This window comes from Arthrobacter sp. SX1312 (genome assembly GCF_002929295.1).
Lineage (GTDB): Bacteria > Actinomycetota > Actinomycetes > Actinomycetales > Micrococcaceae > Arthrobacter_D.
In genome coordinates, this window is sequence record NZ_PJIM01000002.1 from 205,887 (window position 1) to 225,121 (window position 19,235).

A 19,235-nucleotide genomic window follows, 5' to 3' on the forward strand; every position below is an offset into this window, starting at 1 on the left:
GGTAATCGACCGGGGGGCGGGGAAAGTTACGCCCGTCCCGTTCTTTTCCCGGATCCCTGTCCGGGCTCTATTTCAGGGCGTTCGAGGCGCGCCGCTTGTTGAACACGTCGAACCCGACGGCGAGCAGGAGCACCATGCCCTTGATGAACTGCTGGACGTCGATCCCCACCCCGAGCAGGGACATGCCGTTGTTCAGCACACCCATGATCAGGCCGCCGGTGATGGCCCCGATGACCGTTCCGACGCCGCCCGTCACCGCTGCGCCGCCGATGAACGCCGCCGCGATGGCGTCGAGCTCGAACAGGTTGCCCGCACCCGGGCCGGCCGAGTTGAGGCGGCCGGTGAAGATGAGCCCGGCCAGTGCAGCCAGCACGCCCATGTTGACGAACAGCATGAGATCGATCCGCTTGGTGTCGACACCGGACAACTGCGCGGCCTGGAGGTTGCCGCCCCGGGCGTAGATGTGGCGGCCGAAGACACTGTTGTTCATCACGGCGCTGTACGCGACGATCAGCACGCCGAGCACCACGAGGACGATCGGCGTCCCGCTGCGCGAACCGGCCAGCAGGTAGGTCAGTCCGAGGATCATGACCGCGATGAACGCGAGCTTGGTGAAGAACCACGCCGCCGGCTCGTCCTCGAGCTTGAGCCGGGCACGGGTGGCCCGGCCGCGCAGCTGCGTGACGACGAGGAGCATCGTGGCGATGAGGCCGAGGCCGACGGTCGTCCAGTCCAGGAGGTTGGTTTCCGGCGGGAACAGTCCCGGGAACAGGAAGCCGCCGCCCAGCTGGCGGTACTCCTCAGGGAAGCCGGTGATGCGCTGGTTCCCGAGGACGATCTGCGTGAGCCCGCGGAACATGAGCATGCCGGCGAGGGTGACGATGAACGCCGGGATCCCGACGTAGGCCACCCAGAAGCCCTGCCAGGCGCCCACGAGACCGCCGATGATCAGCGATGCGAGGAAGGCGGCCCACCAGGGGAAGCTCCAGTCCTGCACCATGATGCCGGACATCGCGCCGACGAAGGCCGCCACGGAGCCGACGGACAGGTCGATGTGCCCGGCGACGATGATCATGACCATGCCGATGGCCAGCAGGAGGATGTAGCTGTTCTGCACGATGATGTTCGAGACGTTGTCCGGCTGCAGGAGGGCGCCGCCGGTCAGCACCTGGAAGAGGGTGACGATCACCAGCAGGGCGACGAAGATGCCGATCTGCCGCAGCCTGCTCGTCAGGAAGGAGATCCCGTGCTTGACGGGAGGCGGTGGCGCCGCGACGGCGGTGTCCTTGACGGTGGTAGCCATGGAGTCAGTCCTTTTCCTTGGTCATGTGTTGCATGAGGAGTTCCGGGGTGGCCTGTGCAATGGGCACCTCGGCGGTGATGCGGCCCTCGGCCAGGGTGTAGATGCGGTCGCAGATGCCGAGGAGCTCGGGGAGCTCGGAGGAGATGACGATGATCGCCTTCCCCTCGGCGGCCAGGCGGTTGATGAGCGTGTAGATCTCGTACTTCGCGCCGACGTCGATCCCGCGGGTGGGCTCGTCGAGGATGAGGACGTCGGGGTCCGAGAACATCCACTTGGAGAGCACCACCTTCTGCTGATTGCCGCCGGAGAGCTTGCCGGTGATGGCTGTGACGGACGGCGCCTTGATGTTCATGGACTTCCGGTAGTCGCCGGCGACGACGGCCTCCCGGCCGCTGTCCACCCACCCGCGCTTCGCGAGCTTGCCGAGGGCGGCGCCGGAGATGTTGCGCTTGATGTCGTCGATCAGGTTCAAGCCGTAGCGCTTCCGGTCCTCCGTCGCATACGCGATGCCGTGCCGGATCGCCTCCCCGACCGTGCGCGCGGTGATCGGCGAACCGTTCTTGTAGAGCGTGCCCGTGATGTGGGAGCCGTAGCTGCGGCCGAAGATGCTCATGGCGAGCTCTGTGCGCCCGGCACCCATGAGTCCGGCGATGCCGACCACCTCGCCCGCCCGGACGGAGAGGTTCACTGCGTCGACCATCACGCGGGAGCTCTCCTGGGGGTGGCGCACCGTCCAGTCCTCGACGCGGAGCACCTCCTCGCCGATGACCGGCGTGCGGTCCGGGTAACGGCTCTCCATGTCGCGCCCCACCATGCCCTTGATGATGCGCTCCTCCGTGACCGAACCGTCGTGGAGGCTGAGCGTCTCGATGGTGCGGCCGTCGCGCAGGATCGTGACGGAGTCGGCGATCTCGCGGATCTCGTTGAGCTTGTGGCTGATGATGATGCAGGTGATGCCCTCCTCCCGGAGGCCCTTCACGAGACCGAGGAGGTGCGCGGAGTCCTCGTCGTTCAGGGCGGCTGTGGGCTCGTCGAGGATCAGTAGCTTCACGTTCTTCGAGAGTGCCTTCGCGATCTCCACGAGCTGCTGCTTGCCGACACCGATGTCACCGGCGCGAACCACCGGGCTGAGGTTCAGGCCCACGCGGCGCATGAGCTTGGCCGCCTCCACGTTGGTCTCGTTCCAGTTGATGAATCCGCGCTTCTCGCGCTCGTTGCCCAGGAAGATGTTCTCCGCGACGGACAGGAAGGGGGAGAGGGCGAGTTCCTGGTGGATGATGACGACGCCGGCGCGTTCGCTGTCGCGGATGTCCTTGAACTCCACGACGGTGTCCTCGAACTCGATGTCGCCGTCGTACGTGCCGTGCGGGTAGACCCCGGACAGTACTTTCATGAGGGTCGATTTCCCGGCCCCGTTCTCCCCGCAGATCGCGTGGACTTCTCCGCGCGCGACGTCCAGGCTGACGTCCTGCAGTGCCTTCACGCCCGGGAAGGTCTTGGTGATGCGGTGCATCCGAAGGATGTTCTCCGCCATGGTCGGGCCTCACTCACTCGTATGGAAGTCCCGGCAACGGCCGGGCGAGGAACCCGTGGCTCCGGACCAGGACGGTCCGGAGCCACGGGGTCAGGCATACTGCGGGACGCCTACTTGAGCTCGTCCTCGGTGTAGTAGCCGGTCTCCACGAGGGCGGCCTCGTAGTTGTCCACCGTGACGATCTCGGACTCGAGCAGGTAGGAGGGGACCACCTTGACGCCGTTGTCGTACGTCTCGGTGTCGTTCACCTCGGGCTCCTCACCCTTCATGAGGGCGTCCACCATCGTCACGGCCTGCTTGCCGAGCTCGCGGACGTCCTTGAAGATCGTCGAGTACTGCTCGCCGGCGATGATGGACTTCATCGAGCCGACCTCGGCGTCCTGGCCGGTGACGACGGGCAGCTCGTCGGCCGAGTAACCGCCGGAGGTCAGGGCCGAGATGATGCCGATCGACAGGCCGTCGTACGGCGACAGGACGCCCTCGAGGCGCTCGCCGCCGCCGACCGTGAGGAGGTCCTCCATGCGGTCCTGCGCCGTGTCGGGGAGCCAGCGGAGGATCGCCGCCTGCTCGAAGTCGGTCTGGCCGCTGGGCACGCGCAGCACGCCGCTGTCCAGGTAGGGCTGCAGGGTCTTCATGGCGCCGTTCCAGAAGAACGTGGCGTTGTTGTCGTCCGGGCTCCCGGCGAAGAGCTCGACGTCGAAGGGGCCCTCCTCGCCCGTCTCGTTGCCCTCGGCGTCGAGGACGCCGAGGCCGGTGAGCAGTGACGTGGCCTGCTGGACGCCGACCTCCTCGTTGTCGAAGGTCGTGTAGTAGTCCACGGTTTCGGATTCGTTGATGAGCCGGTCGTAGGCGATGACCGGGATGTCCTGGGACTCGGCCTGGTCGAGGACGCTCGTGAGGGTGGTGCCGTCGATCGAGGCGATGACGAGGGCCTTCACGCCGCCGTTGATCATGTTCTCGATCTGCGAGACCTGCGTGGGGATGTCGTCGTTGGCGAACTGGAGGTCCACCTCGTAGCCCAGTTCCTCGAGCTGGCTCTTGACGTTCTCGCCGTCGGCGATCCAGCGCTCGGACTGCTGCGTGGGCATGGCGACGCCGATCTTGGCGCCCTCGTTGGACCCGCCCTCGCCCTCAGCAGCGGCGTCGCCGCCGCCCCTGCTGCCACCGCACGCGGTGAGGCTGAGCGTCAGGATGCTGGCGGCCGCGATGCCGGCCAGGTATTTCCGATTCATGGTGGATCTTTCTTGTGAGTGGTTTCCGGCGGCGTTGCCGGCTTGTGGTGGAGGGTCCTAGAGTTTCTGCGCCAGCCGGTAGTAGGCGGCGTTCCAGCGCAGTTCACGCTGGAAGTCCCGCAGGGTGGTGTCGGCGTCGATCCGCAGCAGTTCCACCTCGGCGATGTCCGCGAAGTCCTCGAACACCTCGAGGCCCACCGCGGTGCTGAGGACGGTGTGGTGGGCGGCACCGGCACTGAGCCACGCCGCGGCGGAGGTCGCCAGGCTCGGCTCCGGCTTCCACACCGCGCGGGCCACCGGCAGGTTGGGCAGCGGGGCATCGGGCAGCACCACCTCGACGGCGTTCGCGGTGAGGCGGAAGCGGTCCCGCATGTCCGACATCGCGACGACGACGCCCGCGCCGGGGTCGGTGTCGAACACGAGGCGCACGGGGTCCTCCTTGCCGCCGATCCCCAGCGGGTGCACCTCGAGGGACGGCTTCGCGGTGGTCAGGGTGGGGCAGATCTCGAGCATGTGCGCGCCGAGGATCTTCTCCTCCCCCGGCACCAGGTGGTACGTGTAGTCCTCCATGAGGGAGGCGCCGCCCGGGAGCCCCGCGCCCATGACCTTGGCGGCCCGGACGAGGACGGCGGTCTTCCAGTCGCCCTCGGCGCCGAAACCGTAGCCGCGGGCCATGAGGCGCTGGACGGCGAGGCCGGGCAGCTGGCGGAGTGCGCCGAGGTCCTCGAAGCTGGTGGTGAAGGCCCCGAAGCCGCCCTCCTCGAGGAAGGAGAGCAGACCGAGCTCCTGCCGGGCGCCGTAGCGCAGCGACTCGTGCCGGTCCCCGCCGCGGCGGAGCTCCGGGACCACGTCGTACGTCTCCTCGTACTCGGCGACGAGCGCGTCGACGTCGGATTCCGACTGCCCCTCGACGGCGACGACGAGGTCGTTGACGCCCCAGGTGTTGATCGAGACGCCGAACCGCAGCTCGGCCTCGGTCTTGTCCCCCTCGGTGACGGCGACGTTCCGCATGTTGTCGCCGAAGCGGGCCACCCTGAGGTCGTGGACGGCGGCCCAGCCGGCGGCGGCCCGCTGCCAGGATGCGATCCTCGCGCAGACGTCGGGACTGGACACGTGCCCGACGACGGTCTTGCGCGGCACCCCGAGGCGCGACTGGATGTAGCCGAACTCGCGGTCGCCGTGCGCGGCCTGGTTGAGGTTCATGAAGTCGAAGTCGATCTCGCCCCACGGCAGTGCCACGTTGATCTGCGTGTGCAGGTGCAGCAGCGGCTTGCGGAGGGCGTCGAGCCCCGCGATCCACATCTTCGCGGGGCTGAAGGTGTGCATCCAGGCGATCACCCCGATCGCGTGGTCCGCGGCGTTGGCCTCCAGCGCCATGCGCCGGATCGAGGCGGAATCCTTCAGCGTGGGCTTCCAGACCACCTTCACGGGCAGGCCGGACTCCTCGAGCAGGCGGACGATCTCCTGCGACTGCTCGGCGACCTGCTGCAGTGTCTCCTCGCCGTAAAGCTCCTGGCTGCCGGTGAGGAACCAGACTTCGTAGGCGTCGAGGGTAGTGCTGAGGCGGCTCATGCAAGGGCTCCTGGGGTCGATGACTGACCGTACACGTTCTGGTACCGGTCGAAAAGGGAGTCGACGTGTTCGGGCTCGATGGGCACGGGGGCGCCGAGCTGGCGGGAGATGTGGACGGTCCGGGCGACGTCCTCGAGCATGACGGCGGCCTTGACGGCGTCCTTCGCGTCCCTGCCGATGGTGAAGGGCCCGTGGTTCTTCATGAGCACGCCGCGCGAGCGGTGGCCGGTGAGGGTCTCCACGATGCCGCGGCCGATCGAGTCGTCACCGATGACCGCGAACGGACCGACGGGGATCTCGCCGCCGAACTCGTCCGCCATCGCGGTGATCACGCACGGGATCGGTTCGCCGCGCGCGGCCCAGGCGACGGCGTAGGTGGAGTGCGTGTGCACCACGCCGCCGACGTCGGGCATGTGCCGGTAGACGTAGGCGTGGGCCGCGGTGTCGCTCGACGGGGAGCGCTCGGACCCGGGGGTGCCCGCTATGACGTTGCCGTCGAGATCGCAGAGGATCTGGTTCTCCGGCGTCAGGTCGTCGTAGCCGACCCCGGAGGGCTTGATGACGAACAGATCTGCGCCGGGCACGCGGCCCGAGACGTTGCCGCCGGTCCAGACCACGAGTCCGTAGCGGACGAGTTCGGCGTGCAGGGCGGCGACGTCCTGGCGGACCGCCGCGACGGCGGCCTCGACGTCGGGGGTGAACCGGCTCATGCGGTCACCGCCTGCTGCGTGCGGGCCGCGCGGCGGAGGGCCTTGAGCCGGTGCATGACATCGTTGGTGCCGCGCCCGAAGTAGTCATGGAGCTCGGTGTACTCGCGGTACAGGGCGTCGTACGCCGCGGCGCGTTCCGCGTCGGGGGTGTACGCGGCGCGGTCCGAATGGCCCATCGCGGCGGCCGCTGCATGGATGTCCTCGTACGCTCCGGCGGCGACGGCGGCGTGGATCGCCGACCCGAGGGCCGGCCCCTGGGAGCTGCCGATCACGGAGATGGGCATGTTCAGCACGTCGGCATAGACCTGCATGAGGAACGGGTTGCGGATGAGCCCGCCAGCGGCCACGAACTCGGTCACGGGGACGCCCGAGGCGTTGAAGGTCTCCACGATCGTCCGGGTGCCGAACGCCGTCGACTCCAGGAGTGCGCGGTAGACCTCGTGCGGCTTCGTGGCGAGCGTCAGCCCCACGATGGTGCCGGACAGTTCGTGGTCCACGAGCACGGAGCGGTTGCCGGAGTGCCAGTCGAGGGCCACGAGCCCGTGCGCCCCGACAGGCTCCGCCCGGGCCTGCTCGGTGAGGTACTCGTGCACGCTGAGCCCCTGGGCCGTCGCGGCGTCGCGGATCTCGCCGGGCACCTGGTTCGCGACGAACCACGCGAAGATGTCGCCGACGCCGGACTGCCCGGCCTCGTAGCCGTAGAAGCCCTCGACGATCCCGCCGTCCACCACGCCGCACATGCCGGGCACCTCGGCGAGGCGGTCGGAGTTCATGACGTGGCACGTCGAGGTGCCCATGATGGCGACCATCTGGCCCGGGTCGGTGGCCTGCGCGGCGGGAGACGTGACGTGCGCGTCCACGTTCCCGACGGCGACGGCGATGCCCGCGGGGAGGCCTGTCCAGCCAGCGGCCTCCTCCGACAGGGAACCGGCCCTCGACGCGAGGGCGCCGATGGTGTGCTCCACCTTGTCGCGGGCGAATCCGGCGAAGTCCGGGTTGAGCGCCGCGAGGAACTCCTCGGAGGGGTAGGCGCCGTCCTGGTAGATGCCCTTGTACCCGGCGGTGCAGGCGTTGCGCACGTACTCGCCGGTGAGCTGCCAGACGATCCAGTCGGCGGCCTCCACCCAGTGGTCCATGAGGCCGTACAGCTCGGGGTCCTCCTCGAGCAACTGCAGGCCCTTCGCGAACTCCCACTCGCTCGAGATCAGTCCGCCGTACCGCGGCAGCCAGGCCTCGCCGCGTTCTGCCGCGAGGTCGTTGATGCGGTTGGCCTGACCCTGGGCGGCGTGGTGCTTCCAGAGCTTCACGTAGGCGTGGGGGCGGTCCTCGTAGCCGTGGACCTCGTTGAGGGGTGTGCCGTCGGCGAGCGTGGGCACCATGGTGCACGCCGTGAAATCCGTGGCGATCCCGATGACGTCCTGCGGGTCGATGCCCGCCTCGCGCACGGCGGCCGGGACGGCCGTGCGGAGGACGTCGACGTAGTCGGAGGGTACCTGCAGGGCCCATTCGGGCGGGAGCGGCTCGCCGGTCGCGGCGAGTGTCGAGTCCATGACGGCGTGCGGGTACTCGAGCGTCGAGGCACCGAGCTCTGCGCCGTCGGCGACACGGACGACGACGGCGCGCCCGGACAGGGTGCCGTAGTCGACGCCGATGACGTAGGCGGGCCTGCCGGCGTCCTCGGTCGGCGCGGATGCGCCCAGGGTGGAGTCACTCAAGGGAAGGACCTCTTTGTTCTTCTCGGGACTGCAGGCAGTGCCCTGGTGGATCGTGGTGGCGGTGCATCCGGTTAATGTGACCGTTCACATCCGCGGTCACCAGTGTGTGCCCTGCCCGCGGGCTGTGTCAATGCGTGGGGAGGCCCGGGGCGCAGAAGCGTCAGCCCGGGAGGCGGGCCGTGGACTCGCGCAGGATGAACTCGGGACGCACATCGGCGGTCGATCCCACCGGTGCGGTGACGGCAGCAGATGCCGGCGCGCCGATCAGCCCGAGCAGCCGTGCGACGCAACGCCGGCCGAGTTCCGGGAAGTCCTGCCGCACCGTGGTGAGCGGGGGCCAGTAGTGGGCGGCCTCGGGGACGTCGTCGAAGCCCACCACGCTGATGTCCTCGGGCACCCGCAACCCGTGCTCGCGGAAGGCGTGCATCAGGCCGAGCGCCATCTGGTCGTTCGAGGAGAAGACAGCAGTGATCCCGGGGTCCTGGATCAGTGCGAGCCCGGCCCGGTACCCGGAGTCCGCCGTCCACGTCCCGGAGAGGAGGGGCTCGGGTGCCAGGCCCCACGCCTCCATCTCACCGCGGTACCCGCGGATGCGGGCGTCCGTCTCGAACCAGCCCTCCGGACCGGCCACGTGCGCGATGCGCCGATGGCCCAGCTCGAGCAGGTGGCGGGTCGCGAGGACGGCCCCGCCGGACTGGTCCACGGACAGCCGGTGGTCGTCGTGGGCCCGGGCGGAGTGCACCGTCACGAAGGGCAGGGTGATGGACAGCCGCTCGATCTCCTCGAGCGTCTGCGCCTGCGGCGCCAGGATGATGAGCCCGTCCACGCCGTGGGCCAGCAACCGGTCCAGGGCCGAGCGGATCGAACCGCCGTCGACCTCGTCGAGGTGCGCGACGTCCACGGCGTACCCGGCGCGGCGTGCTGCGCTGTCGATGGCCTGCAGGCTCGCCGCGGGCCCGTACTCGAAGCCCTTGCCGACGAGCACGCCGATGGTGGTGGACCGGCTGGTCACGAGCGCGCGGGCCGCACGGTTGGGCCGGAAGCTTAGCTCGTCCATGGCGACCAGGACGCGGTCACGCGTCTCCGGGCGGAGGCTCGGATGGCCGTTGATCACCCGGGACACGGTCTGGTGCGAGACCCCTGCCCGCCGGGCCACGTCCCGGATGTTGGCGGCACGTCCCTCCGGGGGCCGCACCCCCTCCGCGAGGCGGGACGGCTCGGCCGGACGGGAGGACTCCGCGTCAGTGGGCGTCGACAATGGACTCGTTCCGCGCGAAGCGCCTGTTCCGCAGGACGGGCAGGAACTCGCGGACGTCGTCGACCCTGCGCCGTGTCACCTCGGTGGTGACCACGCCGCGCTCCTCGTCCCCGAGGTGCGCCTGCGGCACCCCCATGGGGTCGATCATGGCGGAGTGGCCGATCGTATGGCTGCTGGAGGTCCCGGCCGCCGCCACCCACACGGTGTTCTCGATGGCCCGCGCCTTCAGCAGGGTCTCCCAGTGCTCGATCTTGTGCTCACCCCTGAACCACGCGGCCGGCACGCAGATGAGGTCCGCCCCGGCGTCGGCGAGCGCCCGCGCCTGCTCGGGGAACCGGAGGTCGTAGCAGGTCATGAGCCCCACCCCGAGGCCGCCCAGCCGGGCCACCGTGATGCCGCCGTCGCCCGGTTTGATGCGCGTGGACTCCTGGTAGCTGAAGGCGTCGTAGAGGTGCAGCTTCCGGTACGTGTCCATGATCCGGCCGGTCCCGTCCACGAGGACAAGCGTGTTGAAGGGCCTCTCCTCGCCGCTGGGCTCGTAGCCCCCGGCGACGACGGCGATGGAATGCGCGGCTGCGATGAACGACAGCTGCTGGACGAAGGAGGTCCAGGTGGCCTCGACGGCCTGCCGGAGGGAGCCCTCCACCCGGCCGACCGTGAACATGGACTCCTCGGGGAAGACGATGAGTTCCGAGCCCTCGGCGGCGGCCTCCCCCGCGAGGTCCCGCATCACGGCGAGATTCGCCGCGGCGTCCCCGCCGGGCCTGAACTGACCAACGCTGACCAACATGTTCCCGCCCTCACGTGTGGATGACACCTCCCGTCCAGCGTACAGACCCCGTCCAGCGCGCCGGAGTAGCCTTCGTCCCATGAGGAACCCGGTGACGAGACAGCGTGTGCAACCCGGCCCCGGCCAGGAATCCGTGTGGGACTACCCGAGGCCGCCGCGGGTGGAGCCGACGACGGCGAGGATCGACGTGCGGTTCGGCGGCCGGCTCGTCATCAGCACGGACAACGCCGTCCGGGTCCTGGAGACGAGCCATCCGCCGGTCTACTACCTTCCGATCGATGCGTTCGCACCCGGGGTCCTGGTGCCCGTCGACGGCACCACGCACTGCGAGTTCAAGGGTGCCGCGAGCTATTTCGACGTCGTCGCCGGGACCGCCCGCAGCCCGCGCGGCGCCTGGACCTACCCCGCTCCGGTGCGCGGGTACGAGGACCTGGCCACGCGCGCGGCGCTCTACCCCTCGCGGATGGACGAGTGCACCGTGGACGGCGAGCGGGTGCAGGCCCAGGAGGGCGATTTCTACGGCGGCTGGATCACCTCGGCGATCGTCGGCCCGTTCAAGGGCGGCGCGGGGACCTGGGGCTGGTAGCAGCCCGGCTCGGAGGGCACGTCCAGCGGACGTTCAGGTGGCACCGCTATCGTCGCAGGCTGACCATCGCACGCGACGCAAGGACAGGCTCAGCATGACCATCAAGGGAACAATCCTGGGCCGGCGCCTGATCGCAGCCGCGTTCGTCGGCTCCATCGCGGTCCTCGGTGGCTGCGGTGCCGCGGGTGACGAGCCCGAGGGCGCAGCGGCATCGAGCACGGCGCCCGCACCGGACGAGTCGGCCGCCGCCGGGGACGCCGCCCAGCCGGAGCCGGACCTCGAGGGTCTCCCCGATGTCGTCGCGGTGGTCAATGGCACCGAGATCACGCGGGAGGAGTTCACCGCGGCCTACGAGGGCCAGTTCCCGCAGGCGGCCGCCCAGGCGCAGGCCGGCGGCCAGGACGTGGACCAGGACCTGCTGAAGACGACCGTCGCGGACAATCTCGTGAGCACCGAGCTGCTGCGCCAGGAGGCGGACGAACGCGGCATCGAGGCCACGCCCGAGGCCCGGGCCGCCGCGATCGAGAACCTGCTGGAGACCAGCGGACTGGGCTCCGAGGAGGAGCTGCGTGCCGCTTTCTCCGAGCAGGGGCTCGACGACGCCGAGTTCGACTCCCAGCTCACCGACCAGGTGAAGCTCGACGCGCTGCTCGCCGAGGAGGCCGGCGACACGACGCCCAGCGACCAGGAGGTCCAGGACGCCTACGACGCCGCAGCAGCCCAGCAGGAGGCCAGCGGTGCCACCGCGACGCCGCTGCCCCCGATCGACGAGGTGCGGGGCGAGATCGAGGAGCAGCTCAAGGGCGGCAAGACGTCCGAGGCCGCCCAGGCCCTCATCGCGCAGCTGCGCGAGGGCGCGGACATCACCGTCAACCTGTAACCCCGGACCGGCACGAGCCCGGACGACGGCGGCCCCCTTCGCAGGACGAAGGGGGCCGCTGTCGCGTGGTCGACCGCCTAGTTGATGAGGTCGTTGACCACGATGGTCTGGTCCCGGTCCGGACCGACGCCGATGGCCGAGAACCGGGTGCCGGAGAGCTTCTCGAGGGCCCGCACGTAGTTCTGCGCGTTGTCGGGCAGGTCCTCGATGGTCCGGGCGCCCGTGATGTCCTCGGTCCAGCCGTCGAAGTACTCGAAGACCGGCTTGGCGTGGTGGAACTCGGTCTGCGTCATGGGCATCTCGTCGTGCCGCACGCCGTCGACGTCGTACGCGACGCACACCGGGATGCTCTCGATCCCCGTGAGGACATCGAGCTTCGTCACGAAGTAGTCCGTGAAGCCGTTGACGCGCGAGGCGTGGCGCGCCAGGACGGCGTCGTACCAGCCGCACCGGCGCGGCCGGCCGGTGTTGACGCCGAACTCGCCGCCCGTCTTCTGGAGGTACAGGCCCATCTCGTCGAAGAGTTCCGTGGGGAAGGGGCCCGCGCCCACACGGGTGGTGTACGCCTTGATGATGCCGATCGAGCGGGAGATGCGCGTGGGGCCGATGCCCGAGCCGACGGACGCGCCGCCGGCGGTGGGGTTCGACGACGTCACGAACGGGTAGGTGCCGTGGTCCACGTCGAGGAAGGTCGCCTGGCCGCCCTCCATGAGGACCACCTTGCCGGCGTCGAGCGCCTCGTTGAGCACGAACGTGGAGTCGATGACGAGGGGCCGCAGCCGTTCGGCGAAGGACAGGAAGTAGGAGACGACCTCCTCCACCTCGACGTCGCGGCGGTTGTAGACCTTGACCAGCAGTTCGTTCTTCTGCTTGAGGGAGCCCTCGACCTTCTGCCGCAGGATCGACTCGTCGAAGACGTCCTGGACGCGGAGGCCCAGACGGGCCACCTTGTCCATGTAGGCCGGGCCGATGCCGCGGCCCGTGGTGCCGATCGCACGCTTGCCGAGGAAGCGCTCGGTGACCTTGTCGAGGACCTGGTGGTAGGGCGCCACGAGGTGGGCGTTGGCGGAGACACGCAGCTTCGAGGTGTCCGCGCCGCGGGCCTCGAGCCCGTCGATCTCCTCGAAGAGCGCCTCGAGGTTGATGACGCAGCCGTTGCCGATGATCGGCACGGCGTTCGGGCTGAGGATGCCGGCGGGAAGGAGCTTCAGCTCGTACTTCTCGCCGTTGACGACCACGGTGTGCCCGGCGTTGTTGCCGCCGTTCGGCTTCACGACGTAGTCGACCCGGCCACCCAGCAGGTCGGTGGCCTTGCCCTTACCCTCGTCGCCCCACTGGGCTCCGACGATGACGATTGCTGGCATGGGATCCTCCCCCATTCGGTACGGGTCCCCCCGCGCGACCGCGGAAAGTACGCCGTGCATCAGAACGCCCCAACCGGTCGCACGCAGGGTGCGGCCACTGGGGCTCTTACCGTCCGAGTTTAGCCGAGGGGCCCGGGGAACGCCGCAAAAGCCTCGTCCGTGATGGTTGCGGTTCCGTTGCGGCTGCCCCTCCCGGTGCCGTCGGGACGTCCCGGACCCACGCGGGCACACGCGGGCACAATGGGGGCATGGACCGCTTCGAAGGACACATCGCCGGTATCGGCACCACCTCGGGGACGCGCCTCGTGGTCGGCCGGTGGGACACCTCGCCCTTCGGCTCCTTCACCGACGTCATGATGGAGGACGCTGCGGGCCGGCGGACGCTGCTCGCGCCCACCGCCGCGATCGCGGACTACGTCGGTGCGACGTACACGTTCGACGACGTCGTGATCATCCCCATCTCCTCGGCCCTCGCGGGCGGCCGGCTCGTCGTCGAGGCCGGGGACCTGCGGGTCCACGCCGAGCTCGGCGGCGTGACACTGCTCGGGCGGCTCCTCGGCCTGGTCCCACGGCGCCTGGCCACGCACCCGCGGTGGCTGGCGCTGATCAACCCGGTGGCCTCGCTGCTCGTGAAGGGCGTCGCAACGGCGGGCTCCGCGGGGCAGGGCCGCACCGAGTACTACGGCGCCACCTCGGCGCGGGCCGTCCGCGCCGCGACCGCGACCTGGAACGGCGCGGACCTCGGCGCCCTGACCACCCTGAGCCCGCCCGTCCGGTTCGGCTTCAGCTCGGCGCCACCCCGCCCCCAGGTGGTGACGGTGACGACGACGATCCGCCGGCCCGAGGGGTGACCGGTCCGGTTCAGCGCTCCGGGCGCATCCGATCCCGTGCCACCCGGTAGTGCGGCCAGTAGCGTGCCCTCCCGGGGAGCAGAGGCACCACCAGCCGGGTGGTGCGCCGGAGGACGGCGAACACCAGCCGCTCACGACGCCGCCACGGGAGACCGTACTGCTCCCGCAGCCGCGCGGGCAGGATGCCCGCCGCCAGGATGGCGGGCAGCGGGCGGAGCGGCCGCGGGATGATCGGCGGGTCCGGCGCGAGGATCCGGCGGGCGATCAGGCGCGCCGTGGGACCGGCGTCGAGCGTTCCCCGGAACTGCTCGGCGACGTAGCGTTCGAGGCCGCGGTAGTCCTGTGGCAGCACGGCGTCCGTCACCCCGAAGAGGGGGGCAGCTGCCTCATGTCCCGGTAATAGGCGTCGCGTTCCTCCGCCGACGTCGGGCGCAGGAAGCGGTCCGTGACCTGGAGCGCCGTCCAGACGAGCGTCGCGAACACCCAGAGGGCCAGCCCGGGGTCGGTGGCGCTGTAGGGGGTTCCGGCGGGCACCGACGCACTGGGTCGGGGCAACGTCCCCGTGACCGGGCGGTGCTTCCGCGCCACATGTCCGGCGGCCGCGCGGACCTGCGCCCGATCCCCGAACGTCACCGCGAGGACGGCGTCGAGCGTTCCACGCAGTCGCCGGAGGGGATCGGTGGCGAAGTCGCTGTGGGCCCGCACGCCCTCGCCGACCAGCGGGTGCGCCACCTGCAGCAGGAGCGCCGCCGGCCCGCCCGCCATGATCAGCCGCTCGCGCGCGAGGCGCCACACCGTCGAGCCCGGGTCGAAGAGACCTGCGTCTCCGGCAATCCCGGGAGCGGGCGCGGGAGGGAAGAACCGGGCCGGGCCCCTCACTCCGGTCCGTCCGCCGCGAACCCGATGGAGCGGATCAAATGGAGTAGTCGGACCCGGAGTTCGTCGAGGCGATGTACTCCCGCACCGCACTCTGCGGTACCCGGTAGGAACGCCCGAACCTGATGCTGTGGATCGTCCCGGCCTGCACCAGGCGGTAGACGGTCATCTTCGACACCCGCATCATGGCAGCGACCTCCGCCACCGTGTACAGCTCACTGGTACTCACATTCGTAGCCATGCTCACCACTGCTCCCGTCCGCCTCACCACGTTCCGTGGAGCTTTTAACAGTGGTCGCGTTGGTAACAGCGGCACAAGGATCAGCACTACTCGTTTATAGCTCGCGGGTCCGAGTAGGGCTACGCTGCCTGCCGGCCCGGGACGGCGGAGAAGACGGGCCCGCCGCAGCGGAGCCCGTCTTCCGAGCCATCCCGTCCGGGGTGTCAGCCGGCGAGCTGCGCGCTGGCCTCCGGGTCCGATTCCCTGAGGAACACCGCGATCCGCTCGGCCTCCTCGATCTCGCCGATGGAGGCGGCGGCCCTGCCCAGGGCGAAGAGGGCCCGGAGGAAGCCCCGGTTCGGCTCGTGCGAGTACGGGATGGGCCCCGCCCCGCGCCAGCCGCTGCGCCGGAGCGCGTCGAGGCCGCGGTGGTAGCCGGTGCGCGCGTAGGCGTAGGACTCGATGGTCCGCCCCTCCGCGTACGCCTCGTCGGCGAGGATGGCCCACACCAGCGACGACGTCGGGTGCGCGGCGGCCAGGTCCACGGCCTCGTCGCCCGCGGCGAGGCGTCCGACGACGTCGGGCTCCTCGGGCAGGAGGGTGGGCTCCGGGCCCAACAGGTTCTTGCGGAACTCGTCCGACATGGCGCTAGAGCTTCTTGCCGGCCGAGCCGAGGGCGGCGGCGGCTTCGACGACGCGCGCGGCGAGGCCCGCCTCGGCCGCGGCACCCCAGACGCGGGGGTCGTAGGTCTTCTTGTTACCGACCTCGCCGTCGACCTTCAGGACGCCGTCGTAGTTGCGGAGCATGTGGTCAGCGACCGGACGCGTGAACGCGTACTGGGTGTCCGTGTCGATGTTCATCTTGATGACGCCGTAGGAGACGGCGTCAGCGATCTCCTGGTCCGAGGAGCCGGAGCCGCCGTGGAAGACGAGGTCGAACGGCTTGTCCTTGCCGAGCTTCTGGCCCACCTTGTCCTGGATCTCCTTGAGGATCTCGGGGCGCAGCTTCACGCCGCCGGGCTTGTACACGCCGTGCACGTTCCCGAAGGTCAGGGCGGTGATGTAGCGGCCGTGCTCCCCGGCGCCGAGGGCGTCGATGGTCGCGAGGGCGTCCTCGACCGTGGTGTAGAGCTTGTCGTTGATGGCGTTCTCGACGCCGTCCTCCTCCCCGCCGACGGTGCCGATCTCGACCTCGAGGATGATCTTCGCGGCCGCGGCGCGGGGCAGGATCTCGCGGGCGATCCTGAGGTTCTCCTCGAGGGTCTCCGCCGAGCCGTCCCACATGTGCGAGTTGAAGACGGGGTCGCGGCCGTTCTTCACGGCCTCCTCGGACGCGGCGAGCAGGGGCAGCACGAAGTCGTCGAGCTTGTCCTTCGGGCAGTGGTCGGTGTGGAGGGCGATGTTGACGTCGTAGTTCCTGGCGACCTCCTTGGCGAAGGCGGCGAAGCCGAGCGAACCGGCGACCATGTCCTTGACGCTCGCGCCGGACCAGTACGCCGCACCGCCCGTGGAGACCTGCACGATGCCGTCGGAACCCGCCTCGGCGAAACCGCGCATCGCTGCGTTGAGGGTCTGCGAGGAGGTCACGTTCACGGCCGGGAACGCGAAGCCGCCCGTCTTGGCGCGGTCGATCATCTCGGCGTAGACGTCAGGGGTTGCAATAGGCATGCTGAGGACTCCTTCGTGGTGGTGAGTGCTTCGCCTCATCCTAGCGAGCGGACCTGCCGGGCGCTGCGGCCGCAGGCAGGATGACGCCACGGACGACGTCAGGTCAGACGGGCTGGCCGAACACGTGACGGCGCACCCAGCCGTGCATGGCGATCGCGGCGGCCGCTGACGCGTTGATGGACCGGGTGGACCCGAACTGGGCGATCGAGAGGGTCGCCTCGGCCGCCTCGTGGACCTCGGGGGTGAGGCCCGGGCCCTCCTGCCCGAACACGAGCACGCACTTCTCGGGGAGATCGTAGGTCTCCAGGGGCACGGAGTCCGGGAAGTTGTCGATGCCGATCACGGCCAGCCCCTCGGACGCCGCCCAGGCTGTGAAATCCGCGACCGTGGGGTGGTGGCGGACGTGCTGGTAGCGGTCGGTGACCATCGCGCCGCGCCGGTTCCACCGGCGTCGTCCGATGATGTGGACCTCCCGGGCGAGGAAGGCGTTCGCGGTCCGCACCACGGAGCCGATGTTGAGGTCGTGCTGCCAGTTCTCGATGGCCACGTGGAAGCCGTGCCGCCGCTCGTCGAGGTCCGCCACGATCGCCTCGTGGGTCCAGTACCGGTAGGCGTCGACGACGTTGCGGGTGTCGCCGGCGGCCAGCAGGTCGCGGTCCCAGTGGTCGCCGTCGGGCGCCGCGCCCTCCCACGGGCCCACGCCGACGGCCGGGCCGGGGGTCTCGTGCGCAGGATCGTCGATGCGGTCGGGAGTCTCCGGCAGGGGTTCATTCACCGTTCAAGCGTAGACGGCACCGGAGGTGGGAGACTGGCAGCGGCAGCTCCCCGTACACCCTGGAAAGGAAGTCCCATGCGCGAGAACGAACACATCGAGTGCTGGCTCACGGACATGGACGGCGTCCTGGTGCACGAGAACCAGGCCATCCCCGGCGCGGCCGAGTTGATCGAACGGTGGGTGGCCACCTCGAGGCGCTTCCTCGTCCTGACGAACAACTCGATCTACACGCCGCGTGACCTCGCCGCGCGCCTCAAGGCGTCCGGGCTCGAGATCCCGGAGGAGAACCTGTGGACGTCGGCGCTGGCGACGGCCCAGTTCCTGCGGGACCAGCTACCGGGCGGGCGTGCCTACGTGATCGGCGAGGCGGGGCTGACGACGGCGCTGCACGAGGCCGGCTTCGTCCTCACCGACACGAATCCCGACTACGTGGTGCTCGGCGAGACCCGCACCTACTCGTTCGAGGCGATCACCAAGGCCGTCCGCCTCATCCTCGACGGCGCGCGGTTCATCGCCACCAACCCGGACGTCACCGGCCCGTCGAAGGAGGGCCCGCTGCCTGCGACGGGCGCCATCGCGGCCATGATCACGGCCGCGACGAGCCGCGACCCGTACATCGTGGGCAAGCCCAACCCGATGATGTTCCGCTCCGCGATGAACCGGATCGACGCCCACTCCGAGACGACGGCGATGATCGGCGACCGCATGGACACCGACATCATCGCCGGCATGGAGGCGGGACTGCACACGGTCCTGGTGCTCAGCGGCATCACCCAGCCGGCGGACATCGACGCCTACCCCTTCCGGCCGGCGCAGATCTGCAGCTCGGTGGCCGACCTGATCGACCAGGTCTAGTCCCGGCTCAGAAGAAGCTCTTCCAGCCGCCGCCCCGCGGCACCGGCACGTACTCGCGCTGCACGGCCGAGAGGACGTCCTGGTAGATCACGGGGTTCCACTGCGGGCTGGCGTGCGCGGGGAGGGCGCCGTCCGTCCGGTGGTCGACCGAGACCACGTTGTCCGGCAGCGAGCGCGCCCAGCCGGCGCGGGCCGTCGTGTAGTCGACGACGCCGTCCTTCGGGTTGCCGGCGAAGACCACCTTCGTGTCGCCGAGGGAGAGCCGGAACCGCGAGACGTCGAAGTGGTAGATGTACGAGGACTCGGTCTGGATCAGCTCGCTGCTGGGTGCGAGCGGTGAGAGCTGCTCGAGCGTCTGGTTCACGATCTGGCTCCAGGTGCGCTCGTTCTTGTGGACGATCCGCTCCCCGAGCTCGTACGTGCCGCGCAGGCTGATCGGCACGCGCACCCCGGCCTCGTAGAGGCGCACGACGCCGTCGAACATGCGGGCGTCGCGGACGTCGTAGCGGCTGGACGGCGACGAGTCGAGGAAGATCAGCTCCACCGGGATGCCGCGGTCACGCAGACGCGCCGCGACCTCCACCGCCACCATGCCCCCGAAGCTGTGGCCGTAGAAGTAGAGCTTCTCGAGCCGGAAGTTGTCCACGTAGCGGTTCATGGTGGCCACGACGTTGTTGATGTCCAGGCCGCGGTTGGAGTAGCCCATGACGGCCATCTGCGCCCGCCGGGACAGGGCCGGGCGCAGCGAGTTGAGGATCCAGAGCCCCTCCTCCCAGCTCGTCTTGTAGCCGGGGAACAGCACCCAGCGGTCGTTGGGGAAGCGCGCCCGGGCGTCCTCGTCGTCGAGCGGGAGGATGCGCGTCTGGTCCCGCTGGGACTGGATGACGCGCGTGGCGACGAGGTCGGCCGCCACCACGGTGGCCGCGGCGGATCCGATGAGGAAGGAGCGGCGCGAGGACTCACGGAAATCACGCGCCTGCCGGAGCGCCCTGCCGTCGTCGTCCTGCTCGTGGATCACCGGATCGTGCTCGTGCACGGGCGTCCCG

The 19,235-nt window shown here is 69.8% G+C and carries 18 protein-coding genes and 1 pseudogene; 4 read left to right on the top strand and 15 right to left on the bottom strand.

Annotated elements, in window-relative coordinates; all coding sequences use genetic code 11:
* Positions 1-67 precede the first annotated feature (67 nt).
* From mmsB to CXQ92_RS08360, 8 genes are all read right to left on the bottom strand, one after another.
* The gene (gene mmsB, locus CXQ92_RS08325) at positions 68-1,303 is read right to left on the bottom strand and encodes a multiple monosaccharide ABC transporter permease (RefSeq protein ID WP_104167151.1); all 1,236 of its coding nucleotides are present in this window, start codon (positions 1,301-1,303) and stop codon (positions 68-70) included.
* 4 nt (positions 1,304-1,307) lie between these two features.
* Positions 1,308-2,837: a multiple monosaccharide ABC transporter ATP-binding protein gene (gene mmsA, locus CXQ92_RS08330; protein ID WP_104167153.1), complete on the bottom strand. Its 1,530-nt coding sequence runs from the start codon at positions 2,835-2,837 to the stop codon at positions 1,308-1,310.
* Positions 2,838-2,947: 110 nt separating this feature from the next.
* Positions 2,948-4,069: a multiple monosaccharide ABC transporter substrate-binding protein gene (gene chvE, locus CXQ92_RS08335; protein WP_104167155.1), complete on the bottom strand. Its 1,122-nt coding sequence runs from the start codon at positions 4,067-4,069 to the stop codon at positions 2,948-2,950.
* Between the two features lie 57 nt (positions 4,070-4,126).
* The gene (araA, locus tag CXQ92_RS08340; RefSeq protein ID WP_104167157.1) at positions 4,127-5,641 is read right to left on the bottom strand and encodes an L-arabinose isomerase; all 1,515 of its coding nucleotides are present in this window, start codon (positions 5,639-5,641) and stop codon (positions 4,127-4,129) included.
* Positions 5,638-6,351, bottom strand: coding sequence for an L-ribulose-5-phosphate 4-epimerase (locus CXQ92_RS08345; RefSeq protein WP_104167159.1), 714 nt, complete (start codon positions 6,349-6,351; stop codon positions 5,638-5,640). Before CXQ92_RS08345 ends, araA begins: the two co-directional genes overlap by 4 nt.
* Positions 6,348-8,066, bottom strand: a complete 1,719-nt coding sequence (gene araB, locus CXQ92_RS08350) for a ribulokinase (RefSeq protein ID WP_104167161.1) — start codon at positions 8,064-8,066, stop codon at positions 6,348-6,350. Before araB ends, CXQ92_RS08345 begins: the two co-directional genes overlap by 4 nt.
* A gap of 160 nt (positions 8,067-8,226) precedes the next feature.
* Positions 8,227-9,324: a LacI family DNA-binding transcriptional regulator gene (locus CXQ92_RS08355; protein ID WP_258069819.1), complete on the bottom strand. Its 1,098-nt coding sequence runs from the start codon at positions 9,322-9,324 to the stop codon at positions 8,227-8,229.
* Entirely contained in the window at positions 9,308-10,114 is an 807-nt protein-coding gene (locus CXQ92_RS08360; protein ID WP_104167163.1) for a carbon-nitrogen hydrolase family protein, read from the bottom strand. Before CXQ92_RS08360 ends, CXQ92_RS08355 begins: the two co-directional genes overlap by 17 nt.
* A 79-nt stretch (positions 10,115-10,193) precedes the next feature.
* On the opposite strand from CXQ92_RS08360, the gene CXQ92_RS08365 reads away from it, so the two are divergent.
* Entirely contained in the window at positions 10,194-10,700 is a 507-nt protein-coding gene (locus CXQ92_RS08365; RefSeq protein WP_181033598.1) for a DUF427 domain-containing protein, read from the top strand.
* 94 nt (positions 10,701-10,794) lie between these two features.
* Entirely contained in the window at positions 10,795-11,580 is a 786-nt protein-coding gene (locus CXQ92_RS08370) for a SurA N-terminal domain-containing protein (RefSeq protein WP_104167167.1), read from the top strand.
* 77 nt (positions 11,581-11,657) lie between these two features.
* Here CXQ92_RS08370 and CXQ92_RS08375 read toward each other — a convergent pair whose 3' ends face one another.
* Positions 11,658-12,944, bottom strand: coding sequence for an adenylosuccinate synthase (locus CXQ92_RS08375; RefSeq protein ID WP_104167169.1), 1,287 nt, complete (start codon positions 12,942-12,944; stop codon positions 11,658-11,660).
* A 248-nt stretch (positions 12,945-13,192) separates the two neighbouring features.
* On the opposite strand from CXQ92_RS08375, the gene CXQ92_RS08380 reads away from it, so the two are divergent.
* Positions 13,193-13,795, top strand: a complete 603-nt coding sequence (locus CXQ92_RS08380) for a hypothetical protein (protein ID WP_104167171.1) — start codon at positions 13,193-13,195, stop codon at positions 13,793-13,795.
* A gap of 10 nt (positions 13,796-13,805) precedes the next feature.
* Here CXQ92_RS08380 and CXQ92_RS18855 read toward each other — a convergent pair.
* The 5 genes and pseudogenes from CXQ92_RS18855 to CXQ92_RS08410 form a co-directional block, all read right to left on the bottom strand.
* Positions 13,806-14,560: pseudogene (locus tag CXQ92_RS18855) on the bottom strand (oxygenase MpaB family protein).
* Positions 14,561-14,708: 148 nt separating this feature from the next.
* The gene (locus CXQ92_RS08395; RefSeq protein ID WP_104168159.1) at positions 14,709-14,918 is read right to left on the bottom strand and encodes a helix-turn-helix domain-containing protein; all 210 of its coding nucleotides are present in this window, start codon (positions 14,916-14,918) and stop codon (positions 14,709-14,711) included.
* Between the two features lie 197 nt (positions 14,919-15,115).
* The gene (locus CXQ92_RS08400) at positions 15,116-15,535 is read right to left on the bottom strand and encodes a DUF3151 domain-containing protein (protein ID WP_104122407.1); all 420 of its coding nucleotides are present in this window, start codon (positions 15,533-15,535) and stop codon (positions 15,116-15,118) included.
* 4 nt (positions 15,536-15,539) lie between these two features.
* Entirely contained in the window at positions 15,540-16,559 is a 1,020-nt protein-coding gene (gene fbaA, locus CXQ92_RS08405) for a class II fructose-bisphosphate aldolase (protein WP_104167175.1), read from the bottom strand.
* A 103-nt stretch (positions 16,560-16,662) separates the two neighbouring features.
* Positions 16,663-17,322, bottom strand: a complete 660-nt coding sequence (locus tag CXQ92_RS08410) for a TrmH family RNA methyltransferase (protein ID WP_104168160.1) — start codon at positions 17,320-17,322, stop codon at positions 16,663-16,665.
* A gap of 87 nt (positions 17,323-17,409) precedes the next feature.
* Between CXQ92_RS08410 and CXQ92_RS08415 the strand changes: the two genes are divergently transcribed.
* On the top strand, positions 17,410-18,189 hold the full coding sequence (locus CXQ92_RS08415) for an HAD-IIA family hydrolase (protein WP_104167177.1): 780 nt from the start codon (positions 17,410-17,412) through the stop codon (positions 18,187-18,189).
* Between the two features lie 7 nt (positions 18,190-18,196).
* Here CXQ92_RS08415 and CXQ92_RS08420 read toward each other — a convergent pair whose 3' ends face one another.
* Positions 18,197-19,225 (bottom strand): thioesterase domain-containing protein, encoded by a 1,029-nt coding sequence (locus CXQ92_RS08420; RefSeq protein WP_258069820.1) that lies wholly within the window; start codon positions 19,223-19,225, stop codon positions 18,197-18,199.
* Between the last annotated feature and the right edge of the window lie 10 nt (positions 19,226-19,235).